Consider the following 15247-nt stretch of genomic DNA (forward strand, 5'->3'; position numbering starts at 1 on the left):
CCATGACGGTCGTCAGAAACACGGATCTCGTCGCGCCTCCAAAGCGCCGAAGCTTTGCAACTCTTTCCTCCGGCATCAGTCGGTGGCGGGTGCCGCTGTCTATCCTTGCACTCTTCTTCCTGCCCTGGGTGCTTCCCTCGGAAGCCCTTGCCGTCAACGTGCTGATCTATGGTCTCGTCGCAGTCGGCTACAACCTGCTGTTCGGCTATACAGGCCTCCTGTCCTTCGGCCATGCCGCCTTCTTCGGCGCCGGCGCCTATGCCACCGGCATCGCCATCGGCGCCTTCGGGGCGAACTGGTTTCTGGCAATGCTGATCGGCGTGGTGTTTTCCGGCCTGCTTTCGGCCCTGATGGGGGTCTTGGCGATCCGCACCCGCGGCATCTACTTCTCCATGGTGACCCTCGCCCTGTCGCAACTCGTCTACTACACGGCGCTGCAGGCCTCGTCCTGGACTGGCGGCGAAAACGGCCTGCGCGGCTTTACCGTCAGCACGCTGAATTTCCCCGGTTTTTCGGTCAACTTCCTAGATCCGCTGGTCAAGTACTACGCGATCATGGTCGTCGTGGCACTGGCGCTCTGGTTCGTGTCGCGGGTGCTGAATTCGCCCTTCGGCGCGGTGATCGAAGCCATCCGCGAGAACGAAACCCGAGCTCGTGCCTGCGGTTACAATGTCGAAAGGACGAAGCTCCTGTCGTTCATCCTGTCCGGCGTGCTGTGCGGGCTTGCAGGCACCCTGTCTGCTCTGCACCTTTCCATCGTGCCGCTCGATTCGCTGCATTATCACACGTCGGGCCTGATCGTGATGATGACGCTGCTCGGGGGTGCCGGCAGCTTCTTCGGGCCCTTCGTCGGCGCACTCGCCTTCCTGTCGATGGAAGACATCTTCTCTCTCTGGACATCCAACTGGCAACTGATCGTCGGGGTGATCTTCATCCTCTTCGTGCTCTACCTGCCGAAGGGAATCTGGGGCACGCTCATCTCTTGGGGGAAGGCCCGATGACCGCACCCATCATGAGCGTTGCCGATGTCGGCAAGCAATTCGGCGGCCTCGTTGCACTGAAGGGCGTAACCACCGAATTTGGCGAAGGTCAGATCACCGCGATCATCGGCCCCAACGGCGCCGGTAAGAGCACCTTCTTCAACATCCTATCCGGAGCGCTTCGACCCTCAAGCGGGGTGCTGAAGTTCCGCGGTGACGACATGGCCGGCGTGCCGCAGCACGAATACGTGCATCGCGGCATCGCCCGCTCCTACCAGATCACCAACATCTTCCCCAACCTGTCGGTGCAGGAGAACGTCCGGGTCGCCGCCCAGGCGTTTCGCTCGCGGATGAATATCTGGTCCGACCGCACTGCTTATCACGAGGTCGACGAGAAAGCTGCCGCCACTCTTGCATCGGTCGGTCTCTCCGGCCGATCCGCCACGCTCGCCAAATTTCTGGCCCACGGCCAGCAACGGGCGCTGGAAATCGCCATCGCCCTGGTCGCCGATCCGGCATTGCTCCTGCTCGATGAGCCGACCGCCGGCATGGGACCGGAGGAAACGCGGGAGATGGTGACGCTGATCGAGAAGCTCGCCGCCGATCGCACCATCCTGCTGGTCGAACACAAGATGAAGATGATCCTCGGCCTCAGCGACCGGGTTCTCGTGCTGCATCACGGCCAGCTTCTGGCCGACGGTACACCGAAGGAAATCCAGGCGAACACCGAGGTGCGCCGGGTCTATCTGGGACAGAATGATGGCTATGCTTGAAATTGACGACCTCAACGGATGGTATGGCGCAAGCCACGTGCTGCACGGCGTCTCCTTCTCGATTAATCCGGGAGAGATCGTCGCGCTTGTCGGCCGCAACGGCGCCGGCAAGACGAGCATCATCCGCTCGATCATGGGGCTGATGCCACGCATCACCGGCAGGATCCGCTTCGATGGCGAGGACATTGCCGGCCTGAAGGCACATCATCGCTATGCCCGCGGTCTCGCCTACGTGCCTGAGGAACGACGCATCGTCAGCGGGCTGTCGGTGCTCGAGAACCTGCAGCTTGGCCTCGTCGCCGATCGCCGGAAGATCGATGAAGCGGCTGCGATCGACGACATCGCCCGCAGCTTTCCGCGCCTCAAGGAGCGCCTCAACCAGGAGGGCGTGACGATGTCGGGCGGCGAGCAGCAGATGCTGGCGATTGCCCGCGCGATGATCGGCAAGCCGAAAATGATCCTGCTCGATGAACCGTCGGAGGGCATCATGCCGGTGCTGGTGGAGGAAATGGGCGTGCTGTTCCGGCGTCTGCGCGACGAGGGCATGACACTGCTACTCGTGGAGCAGAACGTCGAATGGGCTCTGAAGCTTGCCGATCGCGCGGTCATCGTCGATCAGGGCGAGATCGTCTACCGAAGCGATGCGGCGACGCTGCTTGCCGACAAGGATATCCAGGAGCGCTACTGCGCCGTTTGAGTACTGGGGCCGTCACACCCTTGCAATTTAACAAAGCTTCGATGCACGGGCGCTTCGGAGGGAGGATAGACATGGAAATGACAGGCGAATACCGGCTCGACGAGCCGCGAGGCGAGGTTTGGACGCGATTGTTCGAACCAGACGTGCTGCGCCGCTGCATTCCCGGCTGCAAGGAGCTGACGCAGACCGGCGAAAACAGTTTTGACGCCAAGGTGCAGCTGAAGATCGGGCCGGTCTCGGCGACCTTCGCAGCCACCGTGACGATCTGTGACATCGAGGCGCCGGCAAGCTGCCGCATCGTCGGCAAAGGCAATGGCGGGATCGCCGGCTTCGCCAAGGGTGACTGCGCCGTCACTCTCGTCGAGGAAGGCGACTCGACAATCCTGACATACAGAGCGGAAACCGAAATCGGCGGCAAGATCGCAAGTCTTGGCAGCCGACTTGTCCAGGCGACGTCGAAGAAACTGGCGGACCAATTTTTCACAGCATTCTCCGAGCAGAGCGTAGACACTTGACGGATTTGACCAGCACCGGGTGATGGTAGCTCGTGACCTTGGCAAGAGGTGTGTTCCTTCCCCCTCGCTCTCCGGCAGAAGATCATACTTCCTGAGGTTTCAAGCGATCTTGCGATCCTGTTCCGAGTTTGGCGGCAGTGCGGGCTGGCGGCTCTTATCAAGAAGTCATGTAGCTAGAGCGTGCGCTTTCGCTATCGAGACCCGCGTCGGTGGACGGATCCATGATCCGCTCTGGACTGAGCAATAGCTGATCTCCAATCCACCTGCTCTGTAGGAGCCAAGACCCGCCTCAGAGACTTGTGTTTACGCGGACTCTTCAACGGAAGGGAGGCTGGAGGTCGAGTCTGGATGCGCCGTCTTGGATCAGATCGATGAACTTCCGGACGTGCGGATCCGACCGCCTCTCCGGCAGGACATAGATGCCAAGCAGCCAGCTCGGGAGCATCTCGCCTTCCAGGATCTGCACTTGGCCCAGGCCGTCGGAGGCGAAGGATTCGGCCAGAAGCGCCGTGTGCATGAGAACCGTGTCGGTCTCGCGAACAAAATCCAGACAGGCGCGCATCGAGTTTGAGGTGAAGGCGTGGCCGAAGCGATCCGGCTGCGGTGCCAATGCCGCGCCGTCGATCAGCAGCCTTTTCTGGCGCGCTTCAGGCGAGAACGCCATCCGCGTCGTCGGATAGGTGAACACCTCATTGATGCGTCGCGGCTGGTCGAGCAGCGGGTGGCCCGGACGCACATAGTAGCCATCCTTCGCCATCCCTAGCGGAATGAAGTCGATATCGACCTCCCGCACCAGGTTCTGGATCTGGTGGCCGACGAACAGCGAGATATCGCCCGCCCATAGCTGGTCCATGCAGCGCATGGCGTTGCCGATGCTGACATTGATGGGCGCGTTCGGGTACTCGCGGAAGTGATCGATGACGAAGTCCTTCAGGAACAGCGTCCACGTCGAGTAGCCGGTGCCGATGCTGATGCCGTGTTCGCTTTCCGAACGCTGCCGCTCGATCGTCTCCAGTGCATTCGTGTAGAGCCGCCGCATGATCAGCGTGTTCTTGTAGAGCGTCTCGCCATAGGCCGTCAGGCGAACGCCGCGCGACGACCGCTCGAACAGGCGGACCCCGAGAGACTGCTCCAGCTTCTTGATGCTGGAAGTCAGTGCCGGCTGCGACAGGCGAAGCCGGTCTGCAGCGGCGACGAACGACCCCATCTCTGTCACCGCCATGAACTGTTCAAGCGATCTATCCATGACCTTCCCCTCCAGCCGCAGCGCCTGTGCCCCCATAAACCAAACTTATAGAAGTCGCCGATTTATGTATTTGTTTCCCCGGTTTTGCAAATGTAACGTTCCTTTCGAGGCTGACGCGCACCTTCCGAGGAGAAATGGGGACGGTGCGGGTCAGTGATGGAGCGCGCCAGGGATGGGCACGAACAGCAGTCTGAACGGAGACTGCCCAGGGAGGAAAATCATGAACAGTTTTACGATGGGTCGTCGCGGTTTCATGGGCGCCGGTCTCGGCCTCGCCAGCATGCCGCTGTGGAATGCGACTGCGGGCCTGGCTGCGGACAGCGCGCAGCTGAGGATGGTGTGGTGGGGATCGGAAGAACGCGCCCGCCGCACCAAGGAAGCCGTCCAGCTTTTCGAGGGCTCTAACGAAGGCGTCAAGGTCGCCACCGAGTTCATGGGCTGGGACGATTACTGGCCGCGCCTCGCGACGCAGGTTGCCGGCGGCAACGCGCCCGACTTCATCCAGATGGACTATCGTTACATGTTCGAATACGCGCGGCGGGGCGCCATCCTGCCGCTCGATCAGTATCTGGGCTCGGCCCTGAAGATCGCCGACTTCGGTGACGTGAACCTGAAGTCCTGTTCCGTCGACGGCAAGCTCTATGGGGCCAATGTCGGCGTCAACGCTTTTGGCGTGATTTCGGACGCAGCCGCATGGCGCGATGCCGGCATCGAGCCACCGACCTATGGCACGACCTGGGAGCAGTATGCCGAAAAGGCGGAAGCCTACGGCAAGGCCGCCAAGGGCAAGAAGAAGCATGCATCCGCGGACGGTAGCGGGAACGAAAACCTCTTCGAAGGCTGGCTGATCGGGCGTGGCAAGTCGCTCTACAACACCGAAGGCGGCCTTGGTTACGAGCCTGCGGATGCTACCGAGTGGTTCACCTACTGGGCCGAGTTGCGCAAGGCGGGCGGATGCGTACCGGCCGACGTCCAGGCGCTGTTCAAGAACACCATCGAGACCTCGCCGCTGACGCTCGGCTACGCAGCCACGGACTTCGGCTATTCCAACCAGTTCGTCGGTTTCCAGAAGCTCAACAAGCCAGCGTTGTCCGTCACGTCGCAGCCTGTCCTGACCAATGGCAAGCCAAACCACTATCTCAAGCCGTCGCAGATGTTCTCGGTGTTCGCCAAGTCCAAGGCACCGGAGGTGACGGCAAAGCTCATCAACTTCCTGGTGCGCGAACCGGCGGGAGCCCTTATCCTCGGCGTCGAGCGCGGCGTTCCGGCCTCACCGGCAATCCGCGAGGCGCTGATCCCGCAGCTCGACGGGCCGAGCAGCGAAGTCGTCAAGTTCATCTCGGCGCTGTCACCCTATGTCGGTCCGCTGCCGCCGGCGCCCCCGCAGGGTGCGGGCGAGATCAATACGGCGCTCGTGCGCATCAGCCAGGAAGTCGCCTTCGAGGCCTCGACGCCGGAAGACGGTGCCGCAAGCCTCTTGGCGGAAGCCAAGCGGGTGCTGAAAAAGGGATGAACCGCATGTCTATCGAGGCGCAGCCGGATGGCGCCATCGGAGCTCGCGGGGGCGCCGCGCCCGCCAGTCCGACGTGGAACGCCGTGAGGAGAAATGCCGCCGGCTACCTGTTCCTGACGCCATGGCTGATCGGATTTCTCTGTCTGACGCTCGGTCCGGCGCTCATGTCGCTGTACCTGTCGTTCACCGATTTCGACCTGCTGCAGGACCCGCAGTTCATCGGCATGCAGAATTACGTCCGCATGGCGACGGCGGATCCCAAATTCATCGCCTCGATGAAGGTCACCTTCATCTATGTCGTCCTGTCCGTGCCGTTGAAGCTGGCCTTCGCATTGGCGGTGGCGATGGCCCTCAATCGCGGCATTGCCGGGCTGCCGATCTACCGGGCGGTGTTCTACCTGCCTTCGCTGCTGGGCGCATCGGTTGCCATTGCCGTGCTCTGGCGTCAGCTGTTTGCCGCCGACGGCATGGTCAACAGCGTGCTGGCACTGGTGGGCATCGACGGGCCAAGCTGGATCTCCAATCCCCGCTACTCGCTCTATACACTTGTCGCGCTGTCGGTCTGGCAGTTCGGTTCGCCGATGATCATCTTCCTGGCCGGGCTGCGGCAGATCCCGGCGGACATGTACGAGGCGGCGAGCCTCGACGGGGCGTCTTCCATGCGGCAGTTCTGGAAGATCACGCTGCCGCTGTTGTCGCCGGTCATCTTCTTCAACTTCGTCATCCAGACGATCGAGGCGTTCAAGGCGTTCACGCCGGCCTTCATCGTCTCGGGCGGTTCCGGCGGGCCGATCAACTCTACGCTCTTCTACACGCTCTACCTCTACCAGGAGGCATTCGGCAATTTCCGCATGGGCTACGCCTCGGCGCTTGCCTGGGTGCTGGTGATCATCATCGCCATCTTTACCGCCTTCGCATTTCTGTCCACGCGTTACTGGGTGCACTACGATGAGTAACGAGAGCCATCGACTTCCCGGCCGTGGGAGCGACTACCCCTACCTGCGGTCTGCGCTTTTGCACTGTCTGCTGATGGGCGCATCCTTCGTCATGCTCTACCCGATCCTGTGGATGCTGGCCGGGTCGATGCGTCCGGCTTCCGATCTCTTCGACGGCGGCGCCAGCCTCATTCCGTCACAGGTGACGTTCAGCGCCTACTCCCAGGGCTGGTTCGGCCTGCAGGTGAACTTCGGTCATTTCTTCCTGAACTCGCTGATGATCGCCACGCTTGCGACGATCGGCAACGTCTTTGCCGCTTCCTTCGCCGCCTATGCCTTCGCGCGGCTGAAATTCTTCGGGCGCGGCTTCTGGTTCGCGTTGATGCTCGGCACCCTGATGCTGCCCTATCACGTGACGCTCATTCCCCAGTATGTGCTGTTCCTGAAGATGGGCTGGGTGAACACCTGGCTGCCACTGATCGTGCCGAAGTACTTTGCCGTCGACGCCTTCTTCATTTTCCTGATGGTGCAGTTCTTCCGCGGCATTCCGCGCGAACTGGACGAGGCGGCCGAGATCGATGGCTGCAGTCCCTGGCGCATCTACTGGCGCGTCATCCTTCCGCTTTCGCTGCCGGTCCTGGCAACGGCTGCGATCTTCTCGTTCATCTGGACGTGGGAGGATTTCTTCGGGCCGCTGATCTACGTGAGCGACATGAACCTCTACACAGTCCAGCTCGGACTGCGCTCGTTCATCGACTCCAGCGGAACGTCGAGCTGGAACGAGCTGTTTGCCATGTCGGTCCTCTCGCTCATCCCGATCTTCCTGTTTTTCCTGTTCTTCCAGCGGCTGCTCATCGAGGGCATCGCCACCACCGGAATGAAACGATGAGTATCGCCAGCCGCTAAATCCTCCGCGCCGACAGCAATGCCTCCGGTTTCGGTTCGCCGACCTGAACCATTGCGCGCGCCATGAGCAACAGTGAGAATATCCATGTCCACGAGCATTCAGTTGAGACAGGTCGTCAAGAGCTTCGGGGCGATCGACGTCATCAGAGGTATCGACCTCGATATCGAGCCCGGCCAGTTTACCGTCTTCGTCGGTCCCTCCGGCTGTGGGAAGTCGACGCTTCTGCGAATGATTGCCGGGCTGGAAACCATTTCCAGCGGTGATCTGCTGATCGGCGGACAGCGCATGAACGATGTTGCCGCTTCGCGGCGTGGCATCGCCATGGTCTTCCAGTCCTACGCACTCTATCCGCATATGACGGTTTACAAGAACCTGGCCTTCGGCCTTGAGACCGCGCGCCTGAAGCGCGATGAGATCGACCGCCGCGTGCGCCAGGCGGCAGAAACCCTGCGGATAACCGACTATCTGCAGCGACGGCCGCGGGCGCTGTCCGGCGGGCAGCGGCAGCGCGTCGCGATCGGCCGGTCGATCGTCCGAGATCCGAACATCTTTCTCTTCGACGAGCCGCTTTCCAACCTGGATGCCGAATTGCGCGTGCAGATGCGCGTCGAAATTTCCAAGCTCCACGAGCGTCTCGGCAACACGATGATCTACGTTACCCACGACCAGGTCGAGGCGATGACCATGGCCGACAGGATCGTCGTCCTGAGGGGCGGGCAGGTGATGCAGGTCGGCAGCCCGCTCGACCTCTACAACCGGCCCGCCAACCAGTTCGTCGCCGGCTTCATCGGTTCGCCGAAGATGAACTTCATCGCCGCCAGCCGCCGGGATGCGGATCTTGTGGATGTGGCCAATCAGCCGGTCCGGCTTTCCCCGGATCAGCTGGGCACGGCGGCGTCGGGTGTGCCAATCGCTTTCGGGGTTCGCCCGGAGCATGTCGTCATCGGCGGGGATGCAGGCCAGCCGCTGGGCGAGGCCCGTGTCGATCTCGTCGAGCAGCTCGGCGGTAGCACCTCGATCTACGCGACCATGCCTGACGGCACCAACCTCACCCTCGTGGCGCCCGGCCAGCTTGCGATCCGCAACGGTGAAATCATTCCGCTCCGTATCGATCCGGCGAACTGTCACCTGTTCGGGCCGGACGGCGAGGCCCTGCGCAACTGACCGATTGAAAGGCTGGCTAGGAATGCCGGTCACTGAAGGACAAGACCATGAAATACGCGATTGTTGGAACGGGTTCTCGGCACAAGATGTTTCGCCGCGCCGTTGGCGAAACCTACAGCCGGGAGAATGAACTGGTCGCCCTCTGCGACGTCAACGAACACCGCCTGGCGCTGTCTGCAGCCGCGGTCCCTGCGAGCGGCAACGGCATTGCCACATACCGCGCCGAGCAGTTCCACGACATGCTGAGCGAGCAGAAGCCGGACACGGTCATCGTCACCGTCCCGGATTACTTGCATCATGAGTACATTGTCGAGGCGATGCGGGCCGGCTGCGACGTCATGACGGAAAAGCCGATGACGATCGACCTCGACAAGCTGAAGGCGATCCTGGAGGTGCAGGCGGAGACCGGCCGTTCGATCACGGTGACCTTCAACTACCGCTACACGCCAGCCCGTACGCAGATCAAGGACATCCTGATGTCCGGCGCCATCGGCGAGATCACGGCCGTCAACTTCACCTGGTATCTCGATCGCGTCCACGGCGCCGATTACTTCCGCCGCTGGCACCGCTACAAGAACCAGTCCGGCGGCCTGCTGGTGCACAAGTCGACGCATCACTTCGACCTCGTCAACTGGTGGCTCGGCTCGTCGCCGACCGCGGTTGCCGCACATGGCCGGCGCGCCTTCTACAGGCCGGAGACCGCTGATGCCATGGGTCTCGTCCCGCGCGGACCACGCTGCCACGTCTGTCCGAGCGCCGATCGCTGCGATTTCAAGCTGGACATCGCCGCCGATGGCCCCTTGCGCGAACTCTACCTCGAAGCCGAAGACCTCGACGGCTACATGCGCGACCTCTGCGTGTTCGACGAGGACATCACCATCGAAGACACGATGCAGGTCCATGCGCTCTATGCCAACGGCGCGACGCTCAACTATACGCTCGCCGCTTACAGCCCCTGGGAGGGGCTGGAGATCAAGTTCCATGGCACCAAGGGCGAACTCTCACATCGCCATGTCGAGGTCCATGGAGTGTTCGGCGGCAAGCAGAGTAAGTCTCACGGATCGGAATCGATGACGACGATCCTGCACCTGGCCGGCCAGGAGCCGCAAAACCTTGAGGTGTGGGCAGGCGAAGGCGATCACGGCGGTGCCGATCCGGTGATGCTCTCGCACCTCTTCGATCCGTCGGTGACCGGTGATAGGTACGGCCGCGGTTCGAGCCATATCGATGGCGCCTGGTCAATCCTCACAGGCATCGCGGCAAACGCCTCCATCGAGACGGGCGAGATGATCCACATCGAGCGGTTCCTCGCCGACAGCGGCATCACCCTGCCGCAGAAGCAGTGGTGACTGTTGGGCTGCCGCGTCATGCGCTTGGCCTAACTCGAAGGTGGTGAGGAGGCGAACGGCACGTTGAAGCAGGTGCCTCGATAGCAAACCAAGTCTGGCATCGGGATCTGCCTCTGCTCCTCGCATTTCGGCGTCAAGCAGACGGTGGCATCCGAGCCGTCTCGGCGAAATCGGTAAAGTCGCCTTTCAGAAGGCGGCAGGTCGGGCATCAACGCCGAGCTCTGAAAACTCTCTTGGTTAAAGGTACCTGCCGAGCAGCAAATGTTCGTCCTGCGAAATCTCATTCTGAATACTCGCGCGAATAACATCTGGAATCGAGGGGTCGTCTGACGGGAAGGCTCCGACCTCTCGCAGCGCGGCGCGGCAATCGATCCGGCGCCCTAGAAACTCGAGCACAACTCTGCCTGCAGTGATGCGCCGGGACACTGTCGGGGCGATACCCATCATGATGCCTTCCAGCCGGTGGAGCTTGTGGACGCTCGGGTTGAGCATCGACATGCCGACGTCCCGGCCGTCGAACCGGTCCGCGCCGATCGTGAAGATCCTGTCCCCGACGCTGCCGACAATGCCGCGATAGGTCACGTACTGCCGCGACGGATTTCGGTCTGCCCTTTCATCGAAGAATTTCTGCTTGGTTGTCGACACCATCACGCCTTCTCTGAGCCGCCAGTGCACGAGCTCGCGCTTGATCTGACCATCGCCGTTGAAGCTGACAAAGTAGCGATAATAAAAGCCCCGATACTCTTCGAGCAGCCTGGCACTGGCGCCTGCCATGTTACGCATAACGTAAGAAAAATTCGTGAGATCTTCAGGGAATACAGAGTCGGATTTCTTTCTGCCGAAAGACGCCATGAAGCGACTGTGCTTCATGAACAGCTCGTCATCCTCTAGCCCAAAGAAGTCGCTCATCTTCTTGTGGTTGTAGCGGGACGGAAGGGCTTCACCTGAAAGGTAGCGGTTGAATTGCTGCCGGTTGAGCCCGAGCTTGCGGCAGAGATCGGACACGGACCGGTAATGGTCGCAGCAGAACTGGAGGTTGGCGCGGTAGTCTGCCCGCTGCTGTTCTCCGAGGGCATTTTTCCCAGGCATTCCGATCCCCACAATCGCAAGTCTCATCTCACAGCGTCAACCAGCGTCAACCAGCGCAAAAGCTATATGATGATTAAGGTCCGGGAAAGTGCAACGATAGTCGTGTCGATGAACAGGAAGGAACAGCGCATCGCAGCGCATAGCACCGATCTAGGCATCGTACAGCATCAGGCCAACAAGCGACGAAGTCGCATCCGGGGAACGGAGACCAGACATGAGCCGATCGATGATGACAGCGGCGTTCGCTGCAGCAGTGACCATCCTTGCGCCGGTAGTCGCGCAGGCCGAAGAGGTCGTCTTTGCCTGCTGGGGCGGGGCTTCTCAGGAGAATTTCCAGAAAACCATCTTGCCGCCTTTTGAAAAGAAATACGGGGTCAAGGTCCAGTACGTGCCAGGCGGTTCGACCTATTTCGTTTCCCAGCTGCAGGCACAAAAGGGATCGCCCGAGCTGGACGTCGCTTGCATGGACGACGGCCCGCAGTCGATTGCACGAGACCTCGGGCTGCTTGAGCCGCTGACGCCGGCGCGGCTTGTCGAGACGCCCGACATCGTTCCTGCCGCGATCGGAAAGGATGCCAGTGGCGTGGGCTACGGCCTGCTCGCAATGGGTCTCGTCTACAATCCCAAGGCGCTTGCCGATGCCGGGATAGCGCCGCCGACGTCATGGAACGACCTCGCCGACCCCCGCTTCAAAGGCCACGTGGTGATGGGTACGATCGACAATACGCCAGGTCTCTTCGCGCTCGCCATGCTGGCGCGTGCCAACGGCGGGGGCGTTGACAACATCGAGCCTGGCTTTGCCAAGATGAAAGAAGTCGCCGCCAATATCGGTAGCTTCGTCAAGGGCACCGACATGACGCCCTACTTCCAGCAGGGTGAAGCCTGGATTTCCGTTTGGACAAACTCGGAGATGAACCGCTTCGTGAAGGCTTCCGGTTTTCCGCTCGAATTCGTCGCTCCGAAGGAAGGAGCTCCCGTCGTCATGCCGATGCTCAGCCTCGTCAAGGGTGGGCCGAACACCGAAATGGGCGCAAAACTGATCGACTACCTCGTCAGCTCAGACGTACAGAAGCAGTTCGCAATCAATTCTAAGCTCGGTCCCGTCAACACCAAGGTCGAACTGACAGAGGCGGAAGCGAAGGGCGTCATCTACAAGGACGCAGCCAAGTCATTGGTCGCGCTGGACTGGTCGGTCCTCAATAAGATGCGGCCCGAATGGACACGCCGCTGGAACCAGGAAATCGAACGCTGAACCGTTCTCGCCGGCGGCGCCTGTCGGTGCCGCCCCCGAAGCTTCCCACGTTGCGGATTTCCAGATGAGTTATTTTGAGGTTGACCACCTGACGCATCTGTATGGCGAAACCACTGCCATACAGGAGGTCTCTTTCACGATTGCAGCCGGGGAGCGACTGTGCCTGCTCGGCCCGTCCGGCTGCGGAAAGACCACCACCCTGCAGGCCATCGCAGGCTTCATCAAGCCAAGCATGGGGCGGATTCTCATCGGTGGGAGCGACATCATTACCCTGCCGCCGGAAGAGCGCAACATCGGGATCATGTTCCAGAACTATGCGCTGTTCCCGCACATGAACGTCTTTGACAACGTCGCTTTCGGCCTGAAGATGCGCAAGACACCGCGAGATGAGTTGGAAAGCCGGGTGAACGAGGCGTTGAAAGTCGTCCGCCTAGAGCAAAAGGCTTCGCGGCTACCTTCCCAGCTTTCCGGCGGCGAGCAACAGCGCGTCGCCTTTGCCAGGGCTGTCGTCATCCGGCCGCGCCTGCTTCTTCTGGATGAGCCCTTCTCCAATCTGGATGCGCGGCTGCGACTGACGATGCGGAATGAGTTGCTTGAACTGCTCGAAGGTCTTGAGATCGCCACGTTGATGGTCACCCACGATCAGGAAGAGGCCATGTCGATTGGTGACCGCATCGTAGTCATGCACGGCGGCCGGATTCGGCAGATCGGCACGCCGCAGACACTATACAACGCGCCGAACTCCCGCTTTGTCGGCGAGTTCCTCGGTGACTCCAACCTGCTGCCTGTCAGAAGCGTTAGCTCTGAGGGCCGCGTCGCGAGAGCCATCGTAGAAGGACTTGGCGAGGTAAGGGCTCTGCCGGTCGAAGCCGCCACCAGTGTCCATCATCTACTGGTGCGACCTGAGCGGATCAGGCTAAGCTCCGCAAGCGGAGCATCCACCGAGCAGCTCCCCTTAGCTGGCGGCGATCAACCGAACTGCTTTGAGGGTATTGTCGAGCACGTCACATTCCTCGGGCCGAGGATTGAGGTCCGCGTGCGGGTGCGCAACCATGTTGTCCAGGTTTTCTCCGATGAACTCGATCCTGTCATACAAGCAGGAAGCCGCGTCCTCGTCACTTGGCCGCTGCAGGCCTCGATCCTGATCGGCGACGCCGATGATTAGATCCGTACAATCTTCGGGCATATTCGCCCCGGTCGCTGCCCTGTTCATGCTGCTCTTCTTCGGTCTTCCGGTGGTCTACCTGTTTGCCATGAGCCTGTCCGAGCACAGCCCGACAGAAGGCGTTGTCTGGGCCCTGTCACTCGCCAACTACCGAGACGCGCTGACTGACACGTTTTTCTGGGAAGTCAGCTGGCGGACGCTCCGCCTGAGCCTGATCACCACACTTGCCTGCGTCGTGCTCGGTTTTCCGGTCAGCCATTACCTCGTAACGGCGCGGGGCTGGTGGCAACTGGTGGTCTTCATTATCCTGCTGATGCCGCTGGTCACCTCTGTGACAGTGATGTCTTATGGCTGGCTGATCCTGCTCGGCAAGGAGGGCGTGATCAACACGCTGCTGGTTGGCCTCGGCGTTCTGCGTGTCGCTATGCCACTGATGAACAATGAGCCAGCCATCGTTGTCGGCCTCGTGCATATCTTTTTGGTCTTCATGGTGATTTCGATTGCCGGCTCCCTGCAGTCGATCAATCCTTCTCTGGCGCCCGCGGCACGCAGTCTGGGCGCGAGGCCGGCATCGGTGTTCCTGCGCATTACGTTGCCTCTATGCCTGCCCGGCGTCAGGGCCGGCGCGCTTTTGGTCTTCTGCCTAAGCATGAGTGCTTACGCGATCCCCGGTGTTCTCGGCGGACCGCGCTACAAGTTCATCTCTACCCTCGTCTACCAGCAGGCGATCAGCCTGTTCAACTGGCCGGTCGCGGCAACGCTGGCTGTCATCCTGCTGCTTCTGACAGCTGTCATTGTCCTCGCGGTTGTTGTGATGGGCAAGCTTGTGACGGGCTTCCGAAAGGCCAGAACATGACCAGATCCCGCTTGGTTCTTGCAACCTTCGTGACCGCCATCTGCATCTTCATTGTAGCGCCTATCCTCTCGATTACGCTCGGCGCTCTGACGCAGACGAGCTATGTCGTCTTCCCGCCTCAGGGCTTCACGCTGAAATGGTACCTAAACGCGCTTGGGCAGCGCCGAGCGATGGATGCGCTAGGTTTCAGCCTTGGCCTGGCGGCTGCATCAGCCACGACCGCCACGCTGATCGCCTTCCTGATCGCCAATGCAGCCCGTCAGCGCGACACGCGCTTCTACCGCTTCTTGAAACGGCTGGCGCTGGCGCCGGCGATGCTGCCGGCGGTGTTCCTCGGCCTCGCGCTGCTGGTCACCTATTCGCGCCTGCACCTGCGCGGCATGCCGGCGTTGTTCGTCGGGCATGTCGTCAGCGCCATGCCGTTCGCGATCTCGATGGTAACGGTCGGCCTGAACGGGCTCAATCCGCAACTTGAGCCCGCCGCGCGCAGTCTCGGGGCAAAGCCCCTTCAGGTTCTGCTGAAAATTACGCTGCCGCTGACGGCCTGGAGCCTGCTCAGCAGCTGGGGTTTCGCCTTCATGATCTCGTTCGGGGCGCTTGAAGTATCGCTTTTCCTTTCCTCCAGCACCTCCGTGACGCTTCCGGTCTATATCTACTCGTCGCTTGAGTGGATGCCCATGGACCCGACGCTCACCGCCATCGCCTCCGGCGTTATCCTCCTCACCATGATCGTCCTGGTGATTTCCGCCCGCCTGGCGCGCCTGGACCGCTTCCTCAAACGCTGAATGAACAGCTACGGCCCGTGC

15 protein-coding genes are annotated in these 15247 nt (G+C 61.1%); 13 read left to right on the forward strand and 2 right to left on the reverse strand.

Annotated features, from left to right (window positions below; all coding sequences use genetic code 11):
• Positions 1-2 precede the first annotated feature (2 nt).
• The 4 genes from ACR65N_RS06030 (at position 3) to ACR65N_RS06045 (ending at position 2965) form a co-directional block, all read left to right on the forward strand.
• Positions 3-1001, forward strand: coding sequence for a branched-chain amino acid ABC transporter permease (locus ACR65N_RS06030; RefSeq protein ID WP_440456182.1), 999 nt, complete (start codon positions 3-5; stop codon positions 999-1001).
• Complete coding sequence (locus ACR65N_RS06035) at positions 998-1753, forward strand: ABC transporter ATP-binding protein (protein ID WP_440456183.1); 756 nt, start codon at positions 998-1000, stop codon at positions 1751-1753. Before ACR65N_RS06030 ends, ACR65N_RS06035 begins: the two co-directional genes overlap by 4 nt.
• Positions 1746-2450: an ABC transporter ATP-binding protein gene (locus tag ACR65N_RS06040; RefSeq protein WP_440456184.1), complete on the forward strand. Its 705-nt coding sequence runs from the start codon at positions 1746-1748 to the stop codon at positions 2448-2450. Before ACR65N_RS06035 ends, ACR65N_RS06040 begins: the two co-directional genes overlap by 8 nt.
• A gap of 71 nt (positions 2451-2521) precedes the next feature.
• Entirely contained in the window at positions 2522-2965 is a 444-nt protein-coding gene (locus ACR65N_RS06045; protein ID WP_440456185.1) for an SRPBCC family protein, read from the forward strand.
• 316 nt (positions 2966-3281) lie between these two features.
• On the opposite strand, the gene ACR65N_RS06050 is transcribed toward ACR65N_RS06045, so the two are convergent.
• Complete coding sequence (locus ACR65N_RS06050; protein WP_440456186.1) at positions 3282-4211, reverse strand: LysR family transcriptional regulator; 930 nt, start codon at positions 4209-4211, stop codon at positions 3282-3284.
• Positions 4212-4431: 220 nt separating this feature from the next.
• Here ACR65N_RS06050 and ACR65N_RS06055 point away from each other — a divergent pair, with 220 nt between their 5' ends.
• The 5 genes from ACR65N_RS06055 (at position 4432) to ACR65N_RS06075 (ending at position 10079) form a co-directional block, all read left to right on the forward strand.
• Positions 4432-5724: an ABC transporter substrate-binding protein gene (locus ACR65N_RS06055; protein WP_440456187.1), complete on the forward strand. Its 1293-nt coding sequence runs from the start codon at positions 4432-4434 to the stop codon at positions 5722-5724.
• A gap of 5 nt (positions 5725-5729) precedes the next feature.
• Complete coding sequence (locus ACR65N_RS06060) at positions 5730-6680, forward strand: carbohydrate ABC transporter permease (RefSeq protein ID WP_440456777.1); 951 nt, start codon at positions 5730-5732, stop codon at positions 6678-6680.
• A complete protein-coding gene (locus ACR65N_RS06065; RefSeq protein ID WP_440456188.1) occupies positions 6673-7548 on the forward strand; it encodes a carbohydrate ABC transporter permease in 876 nt (291 codons plus the stop codon). Before ACR65N_RS06060 ends, ACR65N_RS06065 begins: the two co-directional genes overlap by 8 nt.
• Positions 7549-7650: 102 nt before the next feature.
• The gene (locus ACR65N_RS06070; RefSeq protein WP_440456189.1) at positions 7651-8730 is read left to right on the forward strand and encodes an ABC transporter ATP-binding protein; all 1080 of its coding nucleotides are present in this window, start codon (positions 7651-7653) and stop codon (positions 8728-8730) included.
• A gap of 47 nt (positions 8731-8777) precedes the next feature.
• Positions 8778-10079, forward strand: a complete 1302-nt coding sequence (locus ACR65N_RS06075) for a Gfo/Idh/MocA family oxidoreductase (RefSeq protein ID WP_440456190.1) — start codon at positions 8778-8780, stop codon at positions 10077-10079.
• Positions 10080-10316: 237 nt separating this feature from the next.
• Here ACR65N_RS06075 and ACR65N_RS06080 read toward each other — a convergent pair whose 3' ends face one another.
• On the reverse strand, positions 10317-11168 hold the full coding sequence (locus ACR65N_RS06080; RefSeq protein WP_430304923.1) for a helix-turn-helix domain-containing protein: 852 nt from the start codon (positions 11166-11168) through the stop codon (positions 10317-10319).
• Between the two features lie 214 nt (positions 11169-11382).
• On the opposite strand from ACR65N_RS06080, the gene ACR65N_RS06085 reads away from it, so the two are divergent.
• From ACR65N_RS06085 to ACR65N_RS06100, 4 genes are all read left to right on the forward strand, one after another.
• Positions 11383-12420 (forward strand): ABC transporter substrate-binding protein, encoded by a 1038-nt coding sequence (locus ACR65N_RS06085; protein WP_440456191.1) that lies wholly within the window; start codon positions 11383-11385, stop codon positions 12418-12420.
• Positions 12421-12484: 64 nt separating this feature from the next.
• Entirely contained in the window at positions 12485-13585 is a 1101-nt protein-coding gene (locus ACR65N_RS06090) for an ABC transporter ATP-binding protein (RefSeq protein ID WP_440456192.1), read from the forward strand.
• A gap of 46 nt (positions 13586-13631) precedes the next feature.
• Positions 13632-14441, forward strand: coding sequence for an ABC transporter permease (locus ACR65N_RS06095; protein WP_440456193.1), 810 nt, complete (start codon positions 13632-13634; stop codon positions 14439-14441).
• On the forward strand, positions 14438-15226 hold the full coding sequence (locus ACR65N_RS06100; RefSeq protein WP_440456194.1) for an ABC transporter permease: 789 nt from the start codon (positions 14438-14440) through the stop codon (positions 15224-15226). The genes ACR65N_RS06095 and ACR65N_RS06100 overlap by 4 nt, the downstream gene beginning before the upstream one ends.
• Positions 15227-15247 lie beyond the last annotated feature (21 nt).

This window comes from Rhizobium sp. SAFR-030, from assembly GCF_059415005.1.